21 protein-coding genes are annotated in these 18,180 nt (G+C 54.5%); 10 read left to right on the plus strand and 11 right to left on the minus strand.

What is annotated here, in order from left to right; genetic code table 11:
- Positions 1–43 precede the first annotated feature (43 nt).
- The 4 genes from WCK51_03440 to WCK51_03455 form a co-directional block, all read right to left on the minus strand.
- Positions 44–1,021 carry a bifunctional ADP-heptose synthase gene (locus tag WCK51_03440; protein MEI7575922.1) on the minus strand — a complete coding sequence of 326 codons (978 nt, stop codon included), beginning with the start codon at positions 1,019–1,021 and terminating at the stop codon, positions 44–46.
- Positions 1,018–1,776, minus strand: coding sequence for a prolipoprotein diacylglyceryl transferase (lgt, locus tag WCK51_03445; GenBank protein ID MEI7575923.1), 759 nt, complete (start codon positions 1,774–1,776; stop codon positions 1,018–1,020). The genes WCK51_03440 and lgt overlap by 4 nt, the downstream gene beginning before the upstream one ends.
- An 18-nt stretch (positions 1,777–1,794) precedes the next feature.
- Entirely contained in the window at positions 1,795–2,268 is a 474-nt protein-coding gene (locus WCK51_03450; GenBank protein MEI7575924.1) for a DUF433 domain-containing protein, read from the minus strand.
- A gap of 61 nt (positions 2,269–2,329) precedes the next feature.
- Positions 2,330–3,211, minus strand: a complete 882-nt coding sequence (locus WCK51_03455; GenBank protein MEI7575925.1) for an alpha/beta fold hydrolase — start codon at positions 3,209–3,211, stop codon at positions 2,330–2,332.
- Positions 3,212–3,241: 30 nt separating this feature from the next.
- Between WCK51_03455 and WCK51_03460 the strand changes: the two genes are divergently transcribed.
- The 3 genes from WCK51_03460 (at position 3,242) to WCK51_03470 (ending at position 5,616) form a co-directional block, all read left to right on the plus strand.
- A complete protein-coding gene (locus WCK51_03460; protein ID MEI7575926.1) occupies positions 3,242–3,604 on the plus strand; it encodes an RNA-binding protein in 363 nt (120 codons plus the stop codon).
- Positions 3,605–3,697: 93 nt separating this feature from the next.
- On the plus strand, positions 3,698–5,233 hold the full coding sequence (locus tag WCK51_03465; protein ID MEI7575927.1) for an alpha-glucosidase/alpha-galactosidase: 1,536 nt from the start codon (positions 3,698–3,700) through the stop codon (positions 5,231–5,233).
- Between the two features lie 152 nt (positions 5,234–5,385).
- A complete protein-coding gene (locus tag WCK51_03470; protein ID MEI7575928.1) occupies positions 5,386–5,616 on the plus strand; it encodes a hypothetical protein in 231 nt (76 codons plus the stop codon).
- A 67-nt stretch (positions 5,617–5,683) separates the two neighbouring features.
- On the opposite strand, the gene WCK51_03475 is transcribed toward WCK51_03470, so the two are convergent.
- On the minus strand, positions 5,684–6,346 hold the full coding sequence (locus WCK51_03475) for a PEP-CTERM sorting domain-containing protein (GenBank protein ID MEI7575929.1): 663 nt from the start codon (positions 6,344–6,346) through the stop codon (positions 5,684–5,686).
- 184 nt (positions 6,347–6,530) lie between these two features.
- Between WCK51_03475 and WCK51_03480 the strand changes: the two genes are divergently transcribed.
- The gene (locus WCK51_03480; GenBank protein MEI7575930.1) at positions 6,531–7,463 is read left to right on the plus strand and encodes a lactate/malate dehydrogenase family protein; all 933 of its coding nucleotides are present in this window, start codon (positions 6,531–6,533) and stop codon (positions 7,461–7,463) included.
- A 64-nt stretch (positions 7,464–7,527) separates the two neighbouring features.
- Here WCK51_03480 and WCK51_03485 read toward each other — a convergent pair whose 3' ends face one another.
- Positions 7,528–8,001, minus strand: coding sequence for a cupin domain-containing protein (locus WCK51_03485; GenBank protein MEI7575931.1), 474 nt, complete (start codon positions 7,999–8,001; stop codon positions 7,528–7,530).
- A gap of 55 nt (positions 8,002–8,056) precedes the next feature.
- Between WCK51_03485 and WCK51_03490 the strand changes: the two genes are divergently transcribed.
- Positions 8,057–8,572, plus strand: a complete 516-nt coding sequence (locus WCK51_03490) for a dihydrofolate reductase family protein (GenBank protein MEI7575932.1) — start codon at positions 8,057–8,059, stop codon at positions 8,570–8,572.
- Here WCK51_03490 and WCK51_03495 read toward each other — a convergent pair.
- Positions 8,554–8,967, minus strand: a complete 414-nt coding sequence (locus WCK51_03495) for a hypothetical protein (GenBank protein ID MEI7575933.1) — start codon at positions 8,965–8,967, stop codon at positions 8,554–8,556. The genes WCK51_03490 and WCK51_03495 overlap by 19 nt on opposite strands.
- Complete coding sequence (locus tag WCK51_03500; protein MEI7575934.1) at positions 8,964–10,649, minus strand: polysaccharide deacetylase family protein; 1,686 nt, start codon at positions 10,647–10,649, stop codon at positions 8,964–8,966. The genes WCK51_03495 and WCK51_03500 overlap by 4 nt, the downstream gene beginning before the upstream one ends.
- A 38-nt stretch (positions 10,650–10,687) precedes the next feature.
- Between WCK51_03500 and tmk the strand changes: the two genes are divergently transcribed.
- Complete coding sequence (tmk, locus tag WCK51_03505) at positions 10,688–11,296, plus strand: dTMP kinase (protein ID MEI7575935.1); 609 nt, start codon at positions 10,688–10,690, stop codon at positions 11,294–11,296.
- Here tmk and WCK51_03510 read toward each other — a convergent pair.
- Positions 11,285–11,731: a chemotaxis protein CheW gene (locus tag WCK51_03510; protein ID MEI7575936.1), complete on the minus strand. Its 447-nt coding sequence runs from the start codon at positions 11,729–11,731 to the stop codon at positions 11,285–11,287. The two genes, tmk and WCK51_03510, sit on opposite strands and share 12 nt — an antisense overlap.
- Positions 11,732–11,819: 88 nt before the next feature.
- Between WCK51_03510 and WCK51_03515 the strand changes: the two genes are divergently transcribed.
- Positions 11,820–12,800, plus strand: coding sequence for a hypothetical protein (locus tag WCK51_03515; protein MEI7575937.1), 981 nt, complete (start codon positions 11,820–11,822; stop codon positions 12,798–12,800).
- Here WCK51_03515 and WCK51_03520 read toward each other — a convergent pair.
- Together WCK51_03520 and WCK51_03525 are read right to left on the minus strand one after the other, a co-directional pair.
- Positions 12,797–13,477: a glycosyltransferase family 2 protein gene (locus tag WCK51_03520; protein MEI7575938.1), complete on the minus strand. Its 681-nt coding sequence runs from the start codon at positions 13,475–13,477 to the stop codon at positions 12,797–12,799. The two genes, WCK51_03515 and WCK51_03520, sit on opposite strands and share 4 nt — an antisense overlap.
- Positions 13,478–13,502: 25 nt before the next feature.
- Positions 13,503–14,540, minus strand: coding sequence for a GNAT family N-acetyltransferase (locus WCK51_03525; protein MEI7575939.1), 1,038 nt, complete (start codon positions 14,538–14,540; stop codon positions 13,503–13,505).
- Positions 14,541–14,564: 24 nt separating this feature from the next.
- Here WCK51_03525 and WCK51_03530 point away from each other — a divergent pair, with 24 nt between their 5' ends.
- The 3 genes from WCK51_03530 to WCK51_03540 all read left to right on the plus strand — a co-directional run bounded on the left by WCK51_03530 (position 14,565) and on the right by WCK51_03540 (position 18,169).
- Complete coding sequence (locus WCK51_03530) at positions 14,565–15,671, plus strand: metallophosphoesterase (GenBank protein MEI7575940.1); 1,107 nt, start codon at positions 14,565–14,567, stop codon at positions 15,669–15,671.
- A 130-nt stretch (positions 15,672–15,801) separates the two neighbouring features.
- Positions 15,802–16,551, plus strand: a complete 750-nt coding sequence (locus tag WCK51_03535; protein ID MEI7575941.1) for a matrixin family metalloprotease — start codon at positions 15,802–15,804, stop codon at positions 16,549–16,551.
- Between the two features lie 88 nt (positions 16,552–16,639).
- Positions 16,640–18,169, plus strand: a complete 1,530-nt coding sequence (locus WCK51_03540) for an MmgE/PrpD family protein (GenBank protein MEI7575942.1) — start codon at positions 16,640–16,642, stop codon at positions 18,167–18,169.
- Positions 18,170–18,180: the final 11 nt, after the last annotated feature.

The following is an 18,180-nucleotide window of genomic DNA, read 5'->3' on the forward strand; positions in this document are numbered from 1 at the left end:
GTTTACCATAGGTGCCGATTTTGGGAGCGCGAGGGGCATCTTGTCAGCCTAGGATCCGTCCGATCTGCTCCAAATCGTCGTTCGACGGAACCGCGACCCCTGGCTTCCGAACCACACTGGCGGCAGTATGCGTTGCTAAGTGCAGGCTGGTCTCCGTTAGCGGCCCGAGTGCCGAGCAGAGGGCTAGCGTGGCAATGACCGTGTCGCCCGCTCCCGCTTCGTCGTAGACATCGACCCGGACGGCAGGTACCTGTGCGGTTCCAGTTGTGGTGGCGACCACCATCCCACTTCCACCTAGGGTGACAACGAGGTTGTCAATGTTGTACTGCTCGCGAAGAAGCGAGGCGATGGACGCCGCTTGGTCATCACCGATGGGCTTGTTTGAGCCTACGGCAGCACTGGCTTCAAAACGGTTCAGGCTCACCATTCCAGCACCACGATAGTAGGCCAGAGTTCCTGGTTTGGCGTTCGCAACCACCGGCAAACCCTCGCTTCTCCCGAACGCAATGATTTGTTCAATAACGCCTTGGGGGATCGCGCCTTTTTGGTAGTCGCTAAGCAGGATCACGTTTCGCCCGGTGGAGTTCGCTTGGACACGCTGGATCAACTGCTGGGCGATCGACTCGGGAATAGGTCGGTCGTCCTCGTGGTCGATTCGCAAAACTTGGTGCGAGTGGTTTGCAACGACACGGGTCTTTCTGGTCGTCGGCCTCGCCGGATCGCGCTGAATGAGAATTGGGTCGATCCCGCTGAGTTTGAGGGCGTTCTCAAGATCGTCTCCTGCGCTATCCTGTCCGGCGATCCCGATGATTCCGGTCTTTGCGCCGAGGGCCATCAGGTTCATCGCAACGTTTGCGGCGCCACCGGGAACGGAGCTGACCTTCGACTGCTTCACAACAAGCACCGGAGCCTCTTGGCTGACCCGAGTCGCTTGTCCGTAAATGTACTCGTCAAGCATCAGGTCTCCGACGACGAGGACGCTCAGTCCGTGAAACTTCGAAAGATAGCCTTTCCCGTTCACGCCGCCACCGCAGCCTTGGCCGGGCGCAGCACGAAGAAGAGTCCAAAGAGCGCAACCACGATAGCCATCACGTGACCTTCAGTAAACGGTAGCCCGCCGATGGTTGTCGAGCTAGAGCCCGCCCTGAAAAACTCGTAGATGAAGCGAGTCAAGCCATGCAGTACGAAAACCAAACCGAAGGTAAATCCTGGCTTGTCCGATCGCTTCTCTAACTGAAGAACCACGAAAAACACGATGAGATTCATCAGTGAATCGTAAAGCTGGGCGGGAACGGTTTGGGCCTTCGCCTCGGCGCTATAAACAGTAAACGGAAACGCTGTCGCCGCGACCGCTCCATGACAACACCCGTTCAGAAGGCATCCGATTCGTCCGATCACGTGCCCAATCACAAACGCCGGGCCAGCTAAATCAAGAAACCCAATGACGCTGAGCTTCTTCCGCTTACACCAAATCGCCGCCGCAAGGCCGCCGACGATGAACCCGCCAAAACTCGTCAGGCCCTGCATCTGCAGGCTAAAGAGCTGATCCGTGTGCGCCAAGTAGTACGGCAAATCTTGGATGATAAAGAACACCCGTGCGCCAAGAATTCCGCCGATGATGGCAACAAATGCGACATCCGAAACCTGCTGCTTGGTGAACCCAAACCTCTCGGCCCGCCTGGAAGCCACCATGAGTGAGAGCAGGAAGGCGACGACCATCGCCGCGCCAAAACTAGCAATCTTAAAATTGCCGATGTGAATCAGCTCGGGATGCATCGGCTAGAAGTGTACCGACTAGCGAATGTAGCGCCCAGCACCGACAAGCTCGAACTTCTCGATCATCGAGTTGATTTCTTCGGGATGAGATTCGGCGTAACGCAGAGCAGCCTTGATCTCACTCATCGGCAAGCTGGGATACATATTCGCCAACCCATTGACAGTGGCGCCTTTTCGCGATTCTCGGGCAACCTCCCAGACCGCAACCTGGCAAGAGACAAGCTTGGCAACGCCATCTACGATCTCAATTCGATGATCGCCTGTGCTGTGATAATGCGCGAGCTTCGATTCAGCTTCTTCTCGCCCGATTAGAAGGAGCTCAGAGACCTCCGGAATCGAGATTTGCCCTTCATCCGCAGCCATGATGGCAAGCTCTTCCAGAAGATTTGGATAGCGGTTCCAAAGAGCCGTCAAGAGCTCTTCCAGCCGCTCGGGTGTGCGTTGCCCAATGCGTTGAAGCTGGTCCAGTTGCCAAGATGCTTGCCGTGTCATTTACTCTAATGCCTATGCCCTGTTTCTTTATATGATTTGGGAGTAGACATCGTCGGCTACGTCAATGCTGATTATGCCCAATTCCTGACTGAAAGTGTTCCCTCAGGAACCCGAGGACTTCCTCGAAATACTTCTCAGGGTCCTCCCAGCGCGCCTCGGAGTGGTTGCGTCCGGTGAACCAGACGAGCTTTTTGGGACCCTTCAATGAAGCAAAGTTGCCTTCAGCGGCTTTTGGTAGGGCTAGCGAGTCTCGATCTCCATGGAGAACCAACGTTGGTTTCCCGATCTTTGATAAAGCATCTGAAACTCGAATCCGAAATGGATTCAAACCCAGAATAGGAATCCCGAGGTAGATCACTGGCTTGAGCAGAATCTGCATCTTTTTTCCCCCTAGAAAGTTCCACCAGCCATCAATCGCACTACTCAAATGGTCGTAGGCCGAATCCAAAATCAGCACATCCGCACACGACGAATCTTCAGCCAGAGCGAACGCCGAGGCTGCCGAGCCCATCGAACTCCCGATCAAGGCCACCGGAACTCCCGGATGCTTCGCCCGAACCCAGGCGCAAGCCGCCAAAACCGCCGTCCGCTCACGCCAACCCAACCCCGACTTCCGCCCTTGCGATGCCCCGCAAGCCGGAAAATCGAAGTAGAGCGACGCGTACCCATTCTCCAACAGTCTCGGAGCCAATGGAGCCATCTCTGCCCGGTTCATCATATAGCCGTGGGCGCAAATAACCACCCCTTTTGGTGATGAACACGGCACCCACCAGCCCCGCAGTTTCAGACCAGTTGAAGGATCGTCAAACTCCACCCATTCTTGCGGAGCCCCAAGAAACCCCGGAGACAAGAACAACGGAGTTCGCATCGGATACGCGAAAAGGTAAGCGATCCCCGCCATCGCCGTCACATACAGGCCAAGAAGTAGAAAAAGAATGAACATGTTTGCGTTTTGTGGCTGGGTTAGAAGACAATGTTAGCAGTCTCCATGTTCGCACTCAACTTTTACTCAGATTTGTACGGCGACGTTTTGAAAAACAACCGCAAAACGGTCACGATTCGACTGGGGGATAAGGCCGACAAGTATGTGGAGGGCATGGTCGTCTGGGTCACCGTCGGCCCCCGCTTCGGCCGCCGCCAGAAGTTGTACTCCGCAATCATCGACCGAGTAGAAGTGAAGCCGATTCATGAACTCTCACCGAGAGACATCGAGCGCGAAAATCCCGAGTTCCGCTCGCAAGATGATGTGATCGGGTTGCTTTCGCGGGTTTATGGGGACTTGATCACGCCGAACCACCACGTCACCGTCATCTACTTCTCTCGCATCGACGAGTAGGTCAGTTGAACCCACAATTTTGACGGCGAGTCATACAATCTCCGCTCGCTGAGGTCACCGAGTGCGTTGCGACGGGGTTAAACTCCGTTCCAAATGAGCTTCAAAATTGCCGTCCTAGGCGCCGGTTCCGTTGGATTCACTCGCACTATGGTGCGAGACCTTCTGTGCGTCCCTGAGTTTGCGGAGATGACGGTTGCTCTACACGACATCAACGAGCACAACCTCTCGATGGTCCACCAACTCATCGAAAGAGACGTCAAATCCTCCAACCTCCCTACCAAGATCGAAAGCCATCTCGACCGCCGCAAAGCTCTCGAAGGTGCCAAATACGTGTTCTCATTCGTCCGAGTCGGCGGCCTCGAAGCCTTCGCCTACGACATCAACACACCACTGGAATACGGCGTGGATCAGTGCGTTGGCGACACCCTTGGCCCCGGCGGAATCATGTACGCCCAGCGCGGCATCCCTGTCCTCCTCGACTTCTGCGCGGACATGGAAGAAGTCGCCCACGACGAAGTCCTCTTCCTCAACTACAGCAACCCGATGGCGATGCTCACCTGGGCCTGCAACAAATACACCGAAATCCCCACCATCGGCCTCTGCCACGGCGTGATCGGCGGTCACAGCCAAATCGCTTCCGTCATCGAAAACCTCGGTGTAGAGAAAGGTTGGCACCCCGAAGGCACAAAGCTGAGTCGCAAAGATATCGACATCATTTGTGCAGGTATTAACCATCAAACTTGGTATATTCAGGCGCGATACAAGGGCATGGACATGACGCCATTCCTGCTCGAAGGCTTCGAAAAACACCCTCGTTTCCCGACAACCGAGAAGGTGCGAATCGACATGCTTCGCCGCTTCGGCTACTATTCAACCGAGTCAAATGGACACCTGAGCGAGTACGTCCCCTGGTACCGAAAGCGGGCCGACGAGATCCCCGATTGGATCGACATGTCCACCTGGATCCACGGAGAAACCGGCGGCTATCTGCGCGTTTGCACCGAAGGCCGAAACTGGTTCGAGCACGAGTTTCCGCAATGGCTCAAAGACGATCCTTTTACTTTTGAACCAGAAAAGCGGGGCAACGAACATGGCTCGTACATTCTCGAAGGCCTCGAAACGGGACGAATGTATCGGGGGCACTTCTGCACCGTCAATAACGGCGTCATTACGAATCTTCCGGACGACTGTGTTATCGAAGCACCAGGCTATGTGGACGGGAATGGAATATCCATGCCAGTCGTTGGTGACCTTCCGCTCGGCTGCGCCGCAGTCTGCAACGCCAGCATCTCTGTCCAAAGAATGGCGGTCGAGGCCGCCGTCCACGGCGACCTCAACCTGCTCAAACAAGCAATGATGATGGACCCGCTCACCGGCGCAGTCGGCAACCCGCCGGAAATCTGGCAGATGACGGACCGAATGGTCTCCGAGCTTGCCGAATGGCTCCCCCAGTATCAGGCGTTCTTGCCCGAGATCAATGCCCGTCTCGATTCCGAGCCCTCCCTTGCGAGGCTTCGAGGCAACAAAGGCGCCGCCCGACTCGTCACGAGGTCCGTCGAGCAAATGGAAGCCGATGCCGAAGCCAAAAAGGCGGCAGCGGCGAGCGATAAAGCCGGACTCTCAACCTAGATACCAACGTGGATTCCAGGAAAAGACTCAATGGGGATAACTCCCGCTAGTCCTTCAGTCCCGGTAACCCTTTGGGGTTTCGTATCATGGAGCCAAGAACCGCGCAATTACTGGTTCTTAAGACGCCCTTAACACGGCAACACGAGGATACGATGACAAATCGAACACGAGCTTGGCGAAGAAAGCAAACCCGACGCGTGGTTGCAAAGATCGAAGACACAAAGGAGTGGCTCCTCAAGACGGTTCAGAAGCGGAAGGCCGACCGACCTGCCCCGGTCCCCGGTGCTAAAGAGCACAAGCACGGAAACCTCACAAAGATTCAGGAGCTCCGGCTTCAGGTCTATGTGAACCAACAGTTACTCGACGAAGTCAAAGCGGCGTAAGGCGAGACTCAAAACAAAGCCCGGTTCTCAGTTGAGAACCGGGCTTTGTCGTTTAAGAACCCGAAGCTTACTTTCGCTTGCGTCGAGCGGCCAGGCCAGTGAGTCCGAGACCGAGCGCAATCATGCTCGCAGGCTCTGGAACCGGCGTGTAGTTATAGGTGATCGTCGCGGATGCCTTAGCAAGAACATCGGCATTCGATGTAATGTTTCCGGCTGGCGACGTGGTTACACCGCTGAAGCTCGAGCCAGCGATTGGCAATGCAATCGTTCCCGCGCCCGAGAAGAGGGCGAAATCTGCAGGCCCAGTCAGAGTATTCATCTGAGTGTCCGTCGCTGACAGAGCAGAATACGTCTTTCCGGAGGTTCCGCCAAAATCCGTAGTTCCGTCGTAGGCACTGACGGTGTCGCTGGTTGTTGCCAGCGGGCTGGTCACAACCAGGTTCGAAAGATCCGGCTTTTGGATCTTAACTTGACCAGCCAAGTTCCCAGTAACGCTTGCCCCACTTCCGGTTTCGAGCCATTCGAACTTGATCTCACCGTTCAACTGACCTGTCAACGAGACCACGATGCTGGTGAGGTTGCCAAGAGCAGGGTTGAACTTGTTGAATGTCAGCGAGTTGGTCCAGTTCGTGGGGGCAAAACCGAACGACTGGGTCTGAGTGATGACTTGAGCGCCCGAAATGCTCGCAAGCCCCAATCCAACCAAAAGAATTAATGCAGGTTTTTTCATAAGAAACTCCAGCCTGGCATGCCAGGTAACACCTGATTCTAACATAAGCTCAAGTTTCTTGCTAGGTTTTCCTGCCAGTTTGTTAACAGAAATTAACCTGTTTCATCTTTGTTTGCAGTCAATGAGCCGTATGGCTGACTCATCCCGCGAGTTCGCGACCCAACCTGTCATAATCACTCACAAGATGGGATTTAAGGTAAGCATCATTGGCGGCGGCGGACGGGTTGGATCGGACGCGGCTTATGCGCTCCAGCTTGGCGGAAAGGTTCGAGAGATCGCGTTGGTGGACGCGAACCCAGACATGGCAGACGGCGAGGCACTTGACCTTCGCCACGGCTCTTCCCTGACGTCGAATATCAAGTTCACCTCTTCCAGCTCCTACGATATCGTCAATGGTTCCGATTGTGTGGTCATCACCGCCGGTCTACGCCGCAAGCCAGATGAGACTCGGCTCGACCTCATCAACCGAAACGTCGGGTTGTTCAAAGGGATTCTTGAAAGCCTAAAGGGCGTCAAGCTCGCCGAAGGCGCGACCATCGTGGTCGTCTCCAACCCGGTCGACATTTTGACCCACCTCGCCGCCAAGAGCGGAATCCTGCCCGAGTCGCAAGTCCTTGGCCTCGGAACCGTACTCGACACAGCTCGATTCCGATCCCTATTGGCTGATCACTTCAACCTCTCGGCCCCAGACGTCAAGGCCCTTGTCCTGGGTGAGCACGGCGACACGATGGTTCCGATCCTTTCATCGGCAACTGCCCAAGGCGTACCCCTCACTTCCTACCCTGGAGTAGATGCTGAGGCTGTGAAGGGCGTATTCGAGTTCACACGAAAGTCCGGAGCCGAAGTCATTCGCCTCAAGGGTGGCGCAGGCCGCGCAGTTGGAGTTTCGATCAAGGAAGTCGTCGAAGCAATCGCTCTCGACTCCCACGCGATCCTCCCGGTCTCCGCGGTTCAGAGCGGCAAACTCGGAATCGAAGGCATCTCACTCTCGCTTCCGACGGTCGTCGGACGACACGGCGTGGTTGAGATCGTCGAGCCTTCAGTTTCCGCGGAAGAGAAAGAGTTGCTTCACAAGTCGGCAGCTTCTCTCAAAGAAATCTGGGCGCAGATCAACTGACCACACTTTCAAAAGTAAAATAGCCACCCCTTTTTAGGGGTGGCTATTTTTTCAAGAACCCACTTTAGCGAGCGACCATTGGAGGCCCGAGTAGCTCCATCTTATACTTCGCGTGAAGGATCGCGATCTCTTGCATCGGTGGTTCAGAGTGAGCCTTAAGCAGCGCATCAAGCTCAATGAAGAAGTCATCTAAGCCGCCCGGTGCAACCACCAAAAGGAGTCGACCTGGCTCGGACCCAACATTTTGATAGAGGTGTTTAACACCAGGCTGGATATGAACAACGTCCCCTGCAACCGCGTTCACAATCACGCCGTCTAACTCAAAGATGAAGGTTCCTTCGAGCACGTGAAATGTCTCGGAGTCCGAAATGTGCGCGTGCAGTGGTGGTCCCCCCATTGGCGGAGTTTGCCCATGGATGACTGTGTACTGGTTTCCGGTCTCAGTCCCGGAGACTTTGATCGAAACGAGATCTCCGAAAATGTTGAGAATCGCTGGAGTGGTCTGTTCTTCTTGTTTACGGACACCTGAAAACGGCATGGAGGGAATTCTACTACGCCCGAATTGAGCCAGGCTCTGAGAGTATCATTTGTGTGTGCTCACGACTCTTTTCATCGCCACCAGCCTCGACGGCTATATCGCCGGGCCGGATGACGATTTGTCGTGGCAGTTCACCGACAACGACTACGGTTTTGACGAGTTCTACCAGTCGGTTGACACCCTCATCATGGGCCGTGGAACCTACGACGTCGTTCGCGGAATGGGACGCTGGCCGTACTCCGGCAAACGAACCCTGGTCGTCACCCGCTCGGAAAAGCTGGACATCACAACCGCGGATACCGCCTACTTCAACGGCTCGCTCGTGGACCTAGAGAAGATGCTGGAGGAGCAAGGCGTCAAACGATCCTGGTTGGTCGGTGGCGGTGAGCTTGTAAAGGGCTACCTTGAGGGCAAGCTGGTTGAGGAAGTCGTGGTCTCCGTCCACCCAGTCTTGCTCGGTAAAGGCGTTCCCTTGTTCCCGGGCGGCTTCCCCCAGACCTCACTGAAGCTAATTGACGCCGAAGCATTTGATAGCGGATTGGTCCAATTACGCTACGGCGTCAAGAGCTGATCGAGCTTGTCCTTTCGGATTGAAGTAAGTGCTCCGTGGCGTCGCATCGACTCATTTGCTGAATCGACCGATGACATCCCGCAAACCCTTATCGGATAGTGACCAAGGACGCCCAGCAGAGTGGAGCCGTTGAAATCAGTTCCCGCAAAGTAGTGGTCAAGGAAGCAGACCTCGTACTGAGCCAGCTCGATCTCACTCGGGTCGCCGGCATGATGAGGATCGATTCCAAAAAAGCGCTGATCAACTCTCTCGATCCCTGAGTAGCTATGAATCTGGTGCCCATATTGACGGAGGGTTTCTCGGAGTCGGAGGGCAAAGGAAACATGATCTTCGATAATGAGCACGCGACACTTCCGGGTCAGCTCCAGCATCAGTTCGAGTGACTGCCAGCTCACTTTCGCCTTTTGGGCTGCTCCACCGCCAGATCTTCCGAGTCCTGAGTTGTTTCATCAACGACACCCTTGATCGTGATCGCGTGAGGAACTGGTCGAGAAGGATCCTTAGCCGACGAATGACCCGACGCCTTGATCTTTCCGTCAAAAACCAGTGAAGTCGAAAATCCGGAATCGATCAGAACAGCTTCCTCGACTCCAGCTTCTGCGATAGCAATCGCGAGTTTTTCACTCGAAACCGAGGTGACAGCCGCCCCGGCAACAAACTGGCCGTCCTTCGTGATCCCGATAAAGGCTCGGCGCCGAAGGTCTTGGATATCCTTCGCACCAACAACATCCTGAAACTCGCGAGGCTGAGGAACTCCATTGTGAACAAGCCAAACACCGGCCATGAACGTATCGGTGTAGCCCTTCATGAACCACTGAAACTGCTCCTCACTGTGCATTTGGGCGGGTATGTAAGGCAGTATGGCAAATTCTTCGTCACTCCAGATCACCAGTGGACGACCATTGATTTTGTCCCATCGCTCAGCCGATTGGTCAGGTACGACCTCGGTCATTTCTGGAGTCTTGAGGGGTCCGACCATGGCGTTGTCCGTCGAAGCAATCGCCGCCATCGCAAAGAACCCTCCGTTGATTCCCGCCTGAGCCTGCTCTCTCTCAACAAATGTTGAGACCATCTCCCGACCGGTCAGGCTCATGTGGGTCGAGGGCATACCTCCGAAGGTCATTCGCAACGGAATACCCGCAAACTTTTCGTTGACGTATTTGATCTTTGATTTCTTGTTCCAGGGAGCCCGAAAGATCGTCGCAGGATGTCCATAGATCGCTCCGTCCCGGTCGCGAAGAGCTTCTTGATAACGTGTGTGGACATACCTGCCCACGGACATAATATTCGGCGACTCCTCGGCAGGAGTATTGACGATGGTGTAGGCCATTTTATAACCCGATTGCCGAGTGATCAGCTGGGTGTCGTCCCCGTTACTCCCGTTCGGGTAAGCAAGAAAATCTACCGTCACTCCGAGTTTCGTTTCAAGGTCCTTCTTAGAGTCGACAAGTTCGGTCGTTTGAACGGAAATATCACGCTCTTTGAGGTCCAGAAAATGGTTAATCGTGTGCCCACCAACCGTAAAAAGCTTGTTTTGGGTGAGTTCCTTGAGGGTCTCCCAAGTCATCTTTGGTCGACCTTGTTGGCTGCCCACAAAGCCTGTGTGGACAAACATGGTACTGGGGTAGTTGTACTGCTGGAGTAGCGGCCAAGCGTAGTCGTAAAAGCTCTGATAGTTGTCATCAAAGGTCAAAACAATCGACTTTTCAGGGACTTCCTTTCCAGTAGTGAGATGCTCATAGAGTTCTTGGGAAGAGATGACGCTGAAGCCTTCAATGTCAATCGCCCGAAGAATCGTTTCTAACTCCTCAATGGTGCAGTCGTACCAGAGGGTGCCTTTGCCACGCTCCGGCACAATGTCGTGAAACATGAGCACGGGTATTCGACGGCGCTGGGATTCAAAGCAGATGTCTTCCTCGAGAGGCGGTTCCCCTCGAAATGCGGCGTATTCGTCCGAGCTGACTTGCTTGGTTTCGCTGGGCTCGGCCTTTGTAGTGGTCGCGCTTTCTTTCGGTTGCTCCTTGCATCCGACCAAAGTCAGACCCAAAGCCAAACCCAAAAGCCACCACTTTCTCACCCAAGTATTGTAGCGTTTGGCAGGTAGGCTTTGGTTCCATGTTCGTAACGTTTGAGGGGCCGGAGGGTGCGGGGAAGTCGACCGCAATTCGTGGTCTTTCTATAGCTCTTGAATCTCAATGCCACTCAGTTTTGGTAACAAGAGAGCCAGGAGCCGGCGAGTTTGGGCAGAAGATTCGTGCGCTATTGCTAGACCAAGACGAAGTGGTGCCTGAGGCCGAGCTGCTACTCTTCCTTGCCGACCGAGCGAATCATGTGGAGAATATCATCCGACCAGCCTTGGCAGCAGGAACAATTGTTCTTTGTGATCGGCACGCTGATTCTTCCGTGGTTTACCAAGGATATGCCCGGGGCGTAGACATCGAGTTTTTGAAAGCCGGAAACTCCTTCGCCACAAAAGGGCTGAAACCTCATCTCACCCTCCTTTTTGATCTTGATCCCGTCATTGGGCTCAAGCGGATCGGCGATGGGCGCGATAACAACCGACTCGACCGCGAGCCACTCGAGTTTCATCAGAAGGTACGAGCAGGTTTTTTAGACCTTGCTTCAGATGAGCCAGAGCGGTGGGTTGTTTTGGATGCAACAAGGGCACCGGAAGCACTTTGCTCCGATGCCCTTGCCGAAATCTTGAACAGATTAGGCCGCTAGTTTTTCGATCTTCTTTTTCAGATCTGCCGGGACAATGGCTTCGGGCTTCAACAGCAAACAGAGCGATCCGCCTTTCTTGCCAACGCCATATGCGAGATCCGGTTCAACGCTCGCCAACCAATCCTGAGCCTCATCAAAGTCCGCTTCGGAGAAGTGGTAGATGGTTTCGACCCCTTCGACGCGCAAAGCATAGCGGCCAACGTGAGTTGAAATGACTAGGAAGTGCTCGGGTTCTTCATTCAGGGGAATCTCAAACCGCGCCGAAGCGTCAATGACCGCAACGGTGGTGTCTTGGTAAGGAAACATTCCGACGAGGGTTTTTGGTGCCTTCGGAATTTTCGTCAGAGACTGGGAAGGCAAAATCCTCTCTACAGACCCAATCGGCACTCCAAACTTCTCGTCACCCAGGCGAAACACAACAAACTTTCCTTCCATTTCCTTAACCCATTTACAGGTTTCCATTGATGGAAAGGCGTCATACTGCCATAAATACCAGATGCGACTGGAAAAATTTGAGCTAAAGATGACCGCGTGTGCAATGTCGATTCTTGCTGGACTCTTGGCGTCTGGTTGCCAAAAAGGAAACTCTCTCGAACAGTTTGCAAAGCAAGTTTCGGGCGCCAAAAGTATACGGGTTGAAGCGACCTTTAAGATGGGATCCGAGAATCGATCTATCTCGATTCTGCGCCAACTTCCTAACCGTGCAAAAACCCTGTCGGGCGACGTCGTAGTTGTGGTTGATGACAAGAATGGTTGGCTCGAAGTCGATAACTCGATCAAGAAGTATGCGGCCGTCCCCTGGGGAGGAAAATTCTTTCCAGCGCTAGGCAAATTGGTCTCTCCGAACCTGACCGCCTGCCTTTTTGCCTATGGCGTTTCTCCGCTCCAGATTGCCCCGATCAAGTCATGGAAGGCATCGAAGAGTGGGAGTAACGATGTTTGGACTACGACCGTCGAGTCTCAAATGGGACCTCAGAAGTATGAGTTGGAGCTCAATTCTCGGGGAGAACTCACACGATTTTTGAATCCAAACGGCGAGTTCCTCGTAAAAAAGTGGGAGATCAACCCGTCGCTAACCGACAGCGATTTCAAAGTCACGATTCCCGATGGCTACGTGATGTCATCGCTTCCATTGGAACCCATGAGTCTGATGGCAGGCGCAAAAGTCGACTTTTCCAAGATGCAGGATAACAGCAAAAAGAAGCTCGGCGAAAAGTGGTCGCTGGTCCTCTTCAGTGATCCTGCGGATTCCCTTTCGACTGGACTGCGAACGTGGCTCAACGGAAAGTCCTTTGGAGCACCTGTTCTCGAAGTATCGCTCGGCAGTGGCGGTGACTTTTCCGTTTCGGACAGCAAGGGCTTCTGGCATTTGGTGAGTGCCACACCCACGTGTGTTCTGGTCGATAAGGAAGGAGTGATTCGCGCGCTTTGGCAAGGATTTGACCCGGCCCAAACGTCACGACTAGAAGCTGAGATCACTAAGGCGATGAAAGAGCACGCCTAGCGATCAAGCCACTTCTTACGCTGAACCCGCTTTTTCTTACGAGTGCGAACCATCGCTTCGCGGATATCACGATACATTTTTGTTCGAGCCTGGAGCCCCTTCACAAGGCCGAGTTTTTCTTCCTTGAAACAGTTGCTCACTCCGCGAAGAATCACGCGCTTCACCTTTGCTCGCTTCTTCCGCACTGCTTCGGTGATGGCGACTTCGACTCCGTAGCGTAGTTCGCCGATGTACGGAATACTCTCGAACAGCTCTCGCCTCATCGCCCGTTGACCGCTGAGGAACGGAGTGACGGCCATTGCGGCATTACTGCCGATTTTGCCGCCTCGGAAGACACCAACGCACATGTCGCACTCGCCCCGGATCAACGGGAGGACGATGGAGTCGATATGTCCGGGTTCTATTCCCTCAAGGTCAGCATCAACAAACGCAATAATCGGCGCGAGGGTTGCGCTGACACCAGCGACCATGGCCCCGCCCTTACCGACGTTTTTGACCATATCCACCAGATGGACCCCGTCAATCTTGCGAACGACTTCTGCCGTGTTATCCGCACTTCCGTCGTTTACAACAATGATTTCGTGCGCATACGAAGAAGCCTTCACCGCCTGCAGGACGTTGGCGATGCGCGAGGCCTCGTTATAGGCCGGAATAATGATCGCTACACGTTTTGTCAACTTTGCTTCTTACGTTGGTATAACGTCAGTTTTGAGGCTTAGGGTTGCGAAGACTTTTCCCCTCTACTCGCTCTCTTACCTTTGATTCTACTCGCCAAGCTGCCTTGTTCCATGCGTAGCCCGCCTTTGTCAGCGCAGTTTGTGGGGGCAAAATGATACGAAAATTCGTTCGTTCCCGGGTTGGTTTCCACCTGCGCTTATAGGGTTCGTCTCCTCGCATAAAGTCGAATTCCGTACACCCTTCTTCGATGGCTCGTTGGATCGTTTGGGCAACCAAAACTGTGCCCGGAGATAGACTTGCTGCCGAAGGGTCCATACCAGCTTGGTAGAAGTAGCACGTCTGCTCGTGGCGCATGGCGTAAACGCAGCCAACTGCCTTTCCTTCGGCGATAAGGAGGTTCATCCAGAGCTTGTTTTGCTGGGCGACAAGGCGGAGCCAGTCGCGCTGGAATCGCTCCGCTTTACCAAAGAACGCACCAGGGAGCCCGCGCTGTTTCCAGCGCAGCTTGTGAAGCTCGAAGAAGGCGTCGGCGAATTGCTCGACGGTTTCGACACTCACCCATTCAACCCTAGCACCTTTCTCCTGAAGGGCCTTACCGTTGATTCGGCGTACATCGTAACGGAGGCTCTTGCTAAGAGTTTTGACGTACTCATCAAAACTGGATGGAAGATCCAGGACGAGGCACTTCGCTTGCTCAATGGCCCCATGGCCTTCCAACGAGCCCAGCGCGGGGTGATCAGAGGGGAGCTGATGAATATCCAGAAGAGATTTTTTGTTGAGATCTTGGATCGCTTCGCGATACAAATCGTTGTACTGACCGATTGGTCCTAAATAGTCACTCGGCCCAACACCGAGCGGCCGGATGGATCGCCAGCCAGAGCGGTGCCGATAGAGATTCCAGAGGCCAACTAAGTCGTTGCCTTCTTTGACCTGAATGCTGACGACCCGCGAAGGATCACCATAGTGAGTCAGCCAGTTCTGCTGCCACTCGGCGGTCTGGAAGATTGTTCCTCCAGAAAGCGGGTGTGCCGAAAAGCCTTTTATGATATCAAGCTTCGGCATCATAGCTAGTATAAACTGAGCGCGATGGTCGCCGCTTTCGTTCCCGCTTTATTAGGTCAATCCACTGCGGGTGTGGTCGCTGGGCCCTACCTTCAACTGGCGTCATCACCGGGAACGATGGTTGTCCAGGTCATTCAGCAAGGAGATCTCAAGATTCCTCTGAATGCGAAGGGGTTGACTGTCAAAACTCTACCTTCCATCGCCATGGCGACTCCCGGTTTGTTTGTCCGCAAATGGGCAATTTCTGGCCTGAAGCCTGGGCAGGCTTGGACTTATTCGTTGGGGGCCAAGAATTACTCGGCACACGGACTGCCAGCCGGAAAGGTGCGATTGGCGGTTTTTGGCGACTCTGGACGCGGGCTCCCGGGTCAAAAACTGATCGGTAAGCAACTGGCGAAGTACGATCCCGACCTCATTGTCCACGTTGGAGACATCGTGTACCCTCGGGGTCGAGAAAGTGAGTACCTGCTCTATCATTTCCCGGTTTACGGTTCGATTCTTGCAAAGACCGCAAGCGTGGCGGCTCCCGGCAATCATGACACCGCGTATCGTGACCTCAAATCCTATCCGGACGGCCTTGCCTACTACAAGCTGTGGCACCTGCCCCAGTTTAAGCCGAAGTGGGCGAAGGGCCCCGGAAACTTTGGTTTTGGTTATGGAGACGCCTATTGGGTGATTCTGGATAGCAACACTTACATCAACTGGAAAAGTAGCGGTCCGCAAACTTGGCTGAAACAAGAACTGGCCAAGGGAGCGAAGTACAGGTGGCGATTTGTGGCGTTCCACCACGCACCATTTCATTCCTCTGAGAAGAAGAAAGATGAGGTCTATATGCAAGCCGTCGCCCCAATCTTTGAGCAAGGCCGAGTCACCGCAGTTTTCTGCGGACATGTTCATAACTACCAGCGAACAAAGCCGATCAATGGAGTCACGTACTTCGTCACCGGGGCCGGTGGGGCTGAGTTGTACGACCAGAAGATCGCAGGCAACAAGAAGCTCTGGAAGCCGTTTACTGCCGCCTACATTCCGGGCTACTCCTTCACGTCTCTGGAGTACGACAGGAGCGGCGCGACGGTGAGGCAAATTGACGCCAAAGGCAAGGTGATTGACACCATAAAGCTGACGCCATAAGCAATACCGGGCATCACATTTACCAGCCAGCATCGGTGTCAGCTAGCACCGATGCTTGTTTGTTTTGACCCTGGTAAACGCCGCAGGACTTCCGGCATTGGCACTCAGGAAACACCAACCCCGAGGCACAATGAAGGTTCAGCAATTTGGGGTTATCGCGGTTACCGGACTACTGTTCGCAACCGGGTATGCAGGGTTCAAGGCTCGAGCAGCAGTTCATCCGCAAGCATCCGACACGATCGACGCGGCAAGAAAGCAATTCGAGAAAGGCGACAAAGCGCAGGCGAAAGGCTATGCCGAATCCATGCTCATGGGGCAGCGACTTTTGGTGTCGGTTGATTATGGAGATACGCCAGAGTCACAGATCGGAGCCTGTTCAGAATCCCTCGCTGGAGCATTCGAGATGTGGGAGACCGCGCTGAATGGTGATGTCAAGTTTGCACTTGCCAAGCAAGGCGAAGAAGCAACCATCAAGATCCAGTACGGCAAAGATGTTCGACTTGACGGCTCAATCGTCTCGGGCTACATCAACTGGAGCCGAACCATTGAGCGCCAAGGCAACCAAGCCACTCCGATCTTCAACGCCGATATTCACCTCCGCACAACCGACCCGAACGGCAAACCGATGAACGCCACTCAGATGCGGCACACCGCCGGTCACGAGCTAGGCCACATGTTTGGTCTCGACGACGTCAATACCGTTGGGATGCTGATGGGACCGCTTGACCTTCGTCGACCAGTTTCAAAACCGAATCCAACCGAGGTTGAAACGGTCCAAGCGATCCGAGCTGAGTGTGAAAGCATCGTCGCGAAAGCCGATGCCCCGCACGGCCACCACTTCCTCGGGTTTGGCTCCTGCCACGAGCACAAACACCACTAAGATTTATCTACCGCACAACCTAACCCCAACCCCAGCCCCCTCCCTCCAGGGGGCTTTTTCGTTGATCTGTTGGCAGTAAACTCAGTTGGTGACCACCGTTGTTCTCGCTCGCGACACAAATCAGGCGTATGGAATTGGGCAGTTTGCCATCGACTTTCTAGCTGGCAAACTTGGGCCGGGACCGTCGCAGGCGGTTTTGGATCGCTGCCGGCTCTTCCACACGGATTCGATTCTGTGCGGAGCCTCAGCACTGGCGTACCAGACAAACGCTCCTCGGCTGCTACGCCTGGAGGCACTTGAATATCCAGATGCTAACGGTGCCACCGTGTTTGGGTCAAACGTTCGAGTCAAAGCGGAGAAGGCGGTCGCGGCAAATTCCTCAGCTGTTAGAGAGTGGGATTCGAACGGGACAAACTTTGGCTATAACCCAGCTCTTGGTCACCTGGCGGGTGAGTTTGGGCATAACGATTACTATCCTGTCGCGGTGGCGGCTTGCCAGGAGCGGGGACTGGACGGCCGAACTGCACTCCTCGCAATGGTTCTGATCGACGAGATTCGTGGGCGACTCGCCGAGGTTTTTAGCCTCAAGACCTACAAAATCGACCACGTTGTTCACGGAGCTATTGCTTCAGCGGCGGTTTATGTGGCGTTGCACGGTGGAACAGCGCAGCAGGCTGAGCACGCAATCGGCATGTTCGTGGCGCACTACATTCCTTGGCGCGCGATTCGCGCTGGCAAGCAGCTCAGCGACTCGAAGGGGGCTTCGGCAGCAATCAGTGCAGAAGCGGCGGTCCTATGTGCGCGGCGAGCGTTGAGAGGGTTCGTGGGGCCGAAGGACATCTTCCGGAATCCGGAGTCGATGTTTAGGCAGTTCGAGCCCACCTCGGGCTCATCGCCTTTTGATCTTCATTTGACTCACTCCGGCGATGACTTTGCGGTGATGGGGATGCACTTCAAACTCGGGCTTTATGAGCACCAGTCGGCTGGGGCATTGCAAGGTGCGTTGGATTTGCTCGGAAAAGACCCTTCCTTTGTTTCCAAGGTTGCTTCGATTACGATCAAGGCGTATGAACCCGCTTTTGGGATCATCGGCGACCCAGCCAAGCGTGACCCCAAGACACGGCAATCGGCGGACCACTCAATGGTCTACATTGTGGCAACCTTGCTCAGGAAAGCATCAGAACTCGGAGCCGGCCCTGATAATGATTCACGTTGGAAGTCGCTGATGCTATCTCCGGAAGACTATGGTGCAGACGCCCTCCACAACACGGCGACTCGGGAATTGATGGAGAAGATTCAGTTCGAGCACGGCGGATCGGAGTACGACCGGAACTATCCGGATGGGATTCCGACTTCGATGGTGGCGACTTTGACCGATGGAACCGTTTTGGATTCGGGGTTTGTGATGTATCCGGCAGGACATGCTCGCAACACTTCTGCTGATTTGGCGGGGATTTTGGATCACAAGTTTGGTCTTTTGGGGTCCATCGCGGTTCCTGCTGGCGGAGATGTTGCTGGTTTGGTTTCACGGCTGAATGGGCTAGCTTCGATGTCTGCGGCTGCTTTGCTGGGGCTGTATGACTTCCCGATTGCCGAGCACTCGGCGATTGACGGTTAAAGCCGCACGTC

Source organism: Armatimonadota bacterium (genome assembly GCA_037138755.1).
GTDB lineage: Bacteria > Armatimonadota > Fimbriimonadia > Fimbriimonadales > Fimbriimonadaceae > Fimbriimonas.

What these genes read in the sequence shown, in the direction of transcription:
- lgt (MEI7575923.1), bottom strand. Translation starts at nt 1,776, where the DNA reads ATGCATCCCGAGCTGATTCACATCGGCAATTTTAAGATTGCTAGTTTT.
- WCK51_03450 (MEI7575924.1), bottom strand. Translation starts at nt 2,268, where the DNA reads ATGACACGGCAAGCATCTTGGCAACTGGACCAGCTTCAACGCATTGGG.
- WCK51_03455 (MEI7575925.1), bottom strand. Translation starts at nt 3,211, where the DNA reads ATGTTCATTCTTTTTCTACTTCTTGGCCTGTATGTGACGGCGATGGCG.
- WCK51_03460 (MEI7575926.1), top strand. Translation starts at nt 3,242, where the DNA reads ATGTTAGCAGTCTCCATGTTCGCACTCAACTTTTACTCAGATTTGTAC.
- WCK51_03465 (MEI7575927.1), top strand. Translation starts at nt 3,698, where the DNA reads ATGAGCTTCAAAATTGCCGTCCTAGGCGCCGGTTCCGTTGGATTCACT.
- WCK51_03470 (MEI7575928.1), top strand. Translation starts at nt 5,386, where the DNA reads ATGACAAATCGAACACGAGCTTGGCGAAGAAAGCAAACCCGACGCGTG.
- WCK51_03475 (MEI7575929.1), bottom strand. Translation starts at nt 6,346, where the DNA reads ATGAAAAAACCTGCATTAATTCTTTTGGTTGGATTGGGGCTTGCGAGC.
- WCK51_03480 (MEI7575930.1), top strand. Translation starts at nt 6,531, where the DNA reads ATGGGATTTAAGGTAAGCATCATTGGCGGCGGCGGACGGGTTGGATCG.
- WCK51_03485 (MEI7575931.1), bottom strand. Translation starts at nt 8,001, where the DNA reads ATGCCGTTTTCAGGTGTCCGTAAACAAGAAGAACAGACCACTCCAGCG.
- tmk (MEI7575935.1), top strand. Translation starts at nt 10,688, where the DNA reads ATGTTCGTAACGTTTGAGGGGCCGGAGGGTGCGGGGAAGTCGACCGCA.
- WCK51_03510 (MEI7575936.1), bottom strand. Translation starts at nt 11,731, where the DNA reads ATGGAAGGAAAGTTTGTTGTGTTTCGCCTGGGTGACGAGAAGTTTGGA.
- WCK51_03515 (MEI7575937.1), top strand. Translation starts at nt 11,820, where the DNA reads ATGACCGCGTGTGCAATGTCGATTCTTGCTGGACTCTTGGCGTCTGGT.
- WCK51_03525 (MEI7575939.1), bottom strand. Translation starts at nt 14,540, where the DNA reads ATGCCGAAGCTTGATATCATAAAAGGCTTTTCGGCACACCCGCTTTCT.
- WCK51_03530 (MEI7575940.1), top strand. Translation starts at nt 14,565, where the DNA reads ATGGTCGCCGCTTTCGTTCCCGCTTTATTAGGTCAATCCACTGCGGGT.
- WCK51_03535 (MEI7575941.1), top strand. Translation starts at nt 15,802, where the DNA reads ATGAAGGTTCAGCAATTTGGGGTTATCGCGGTTACCGGACTACTGTTC.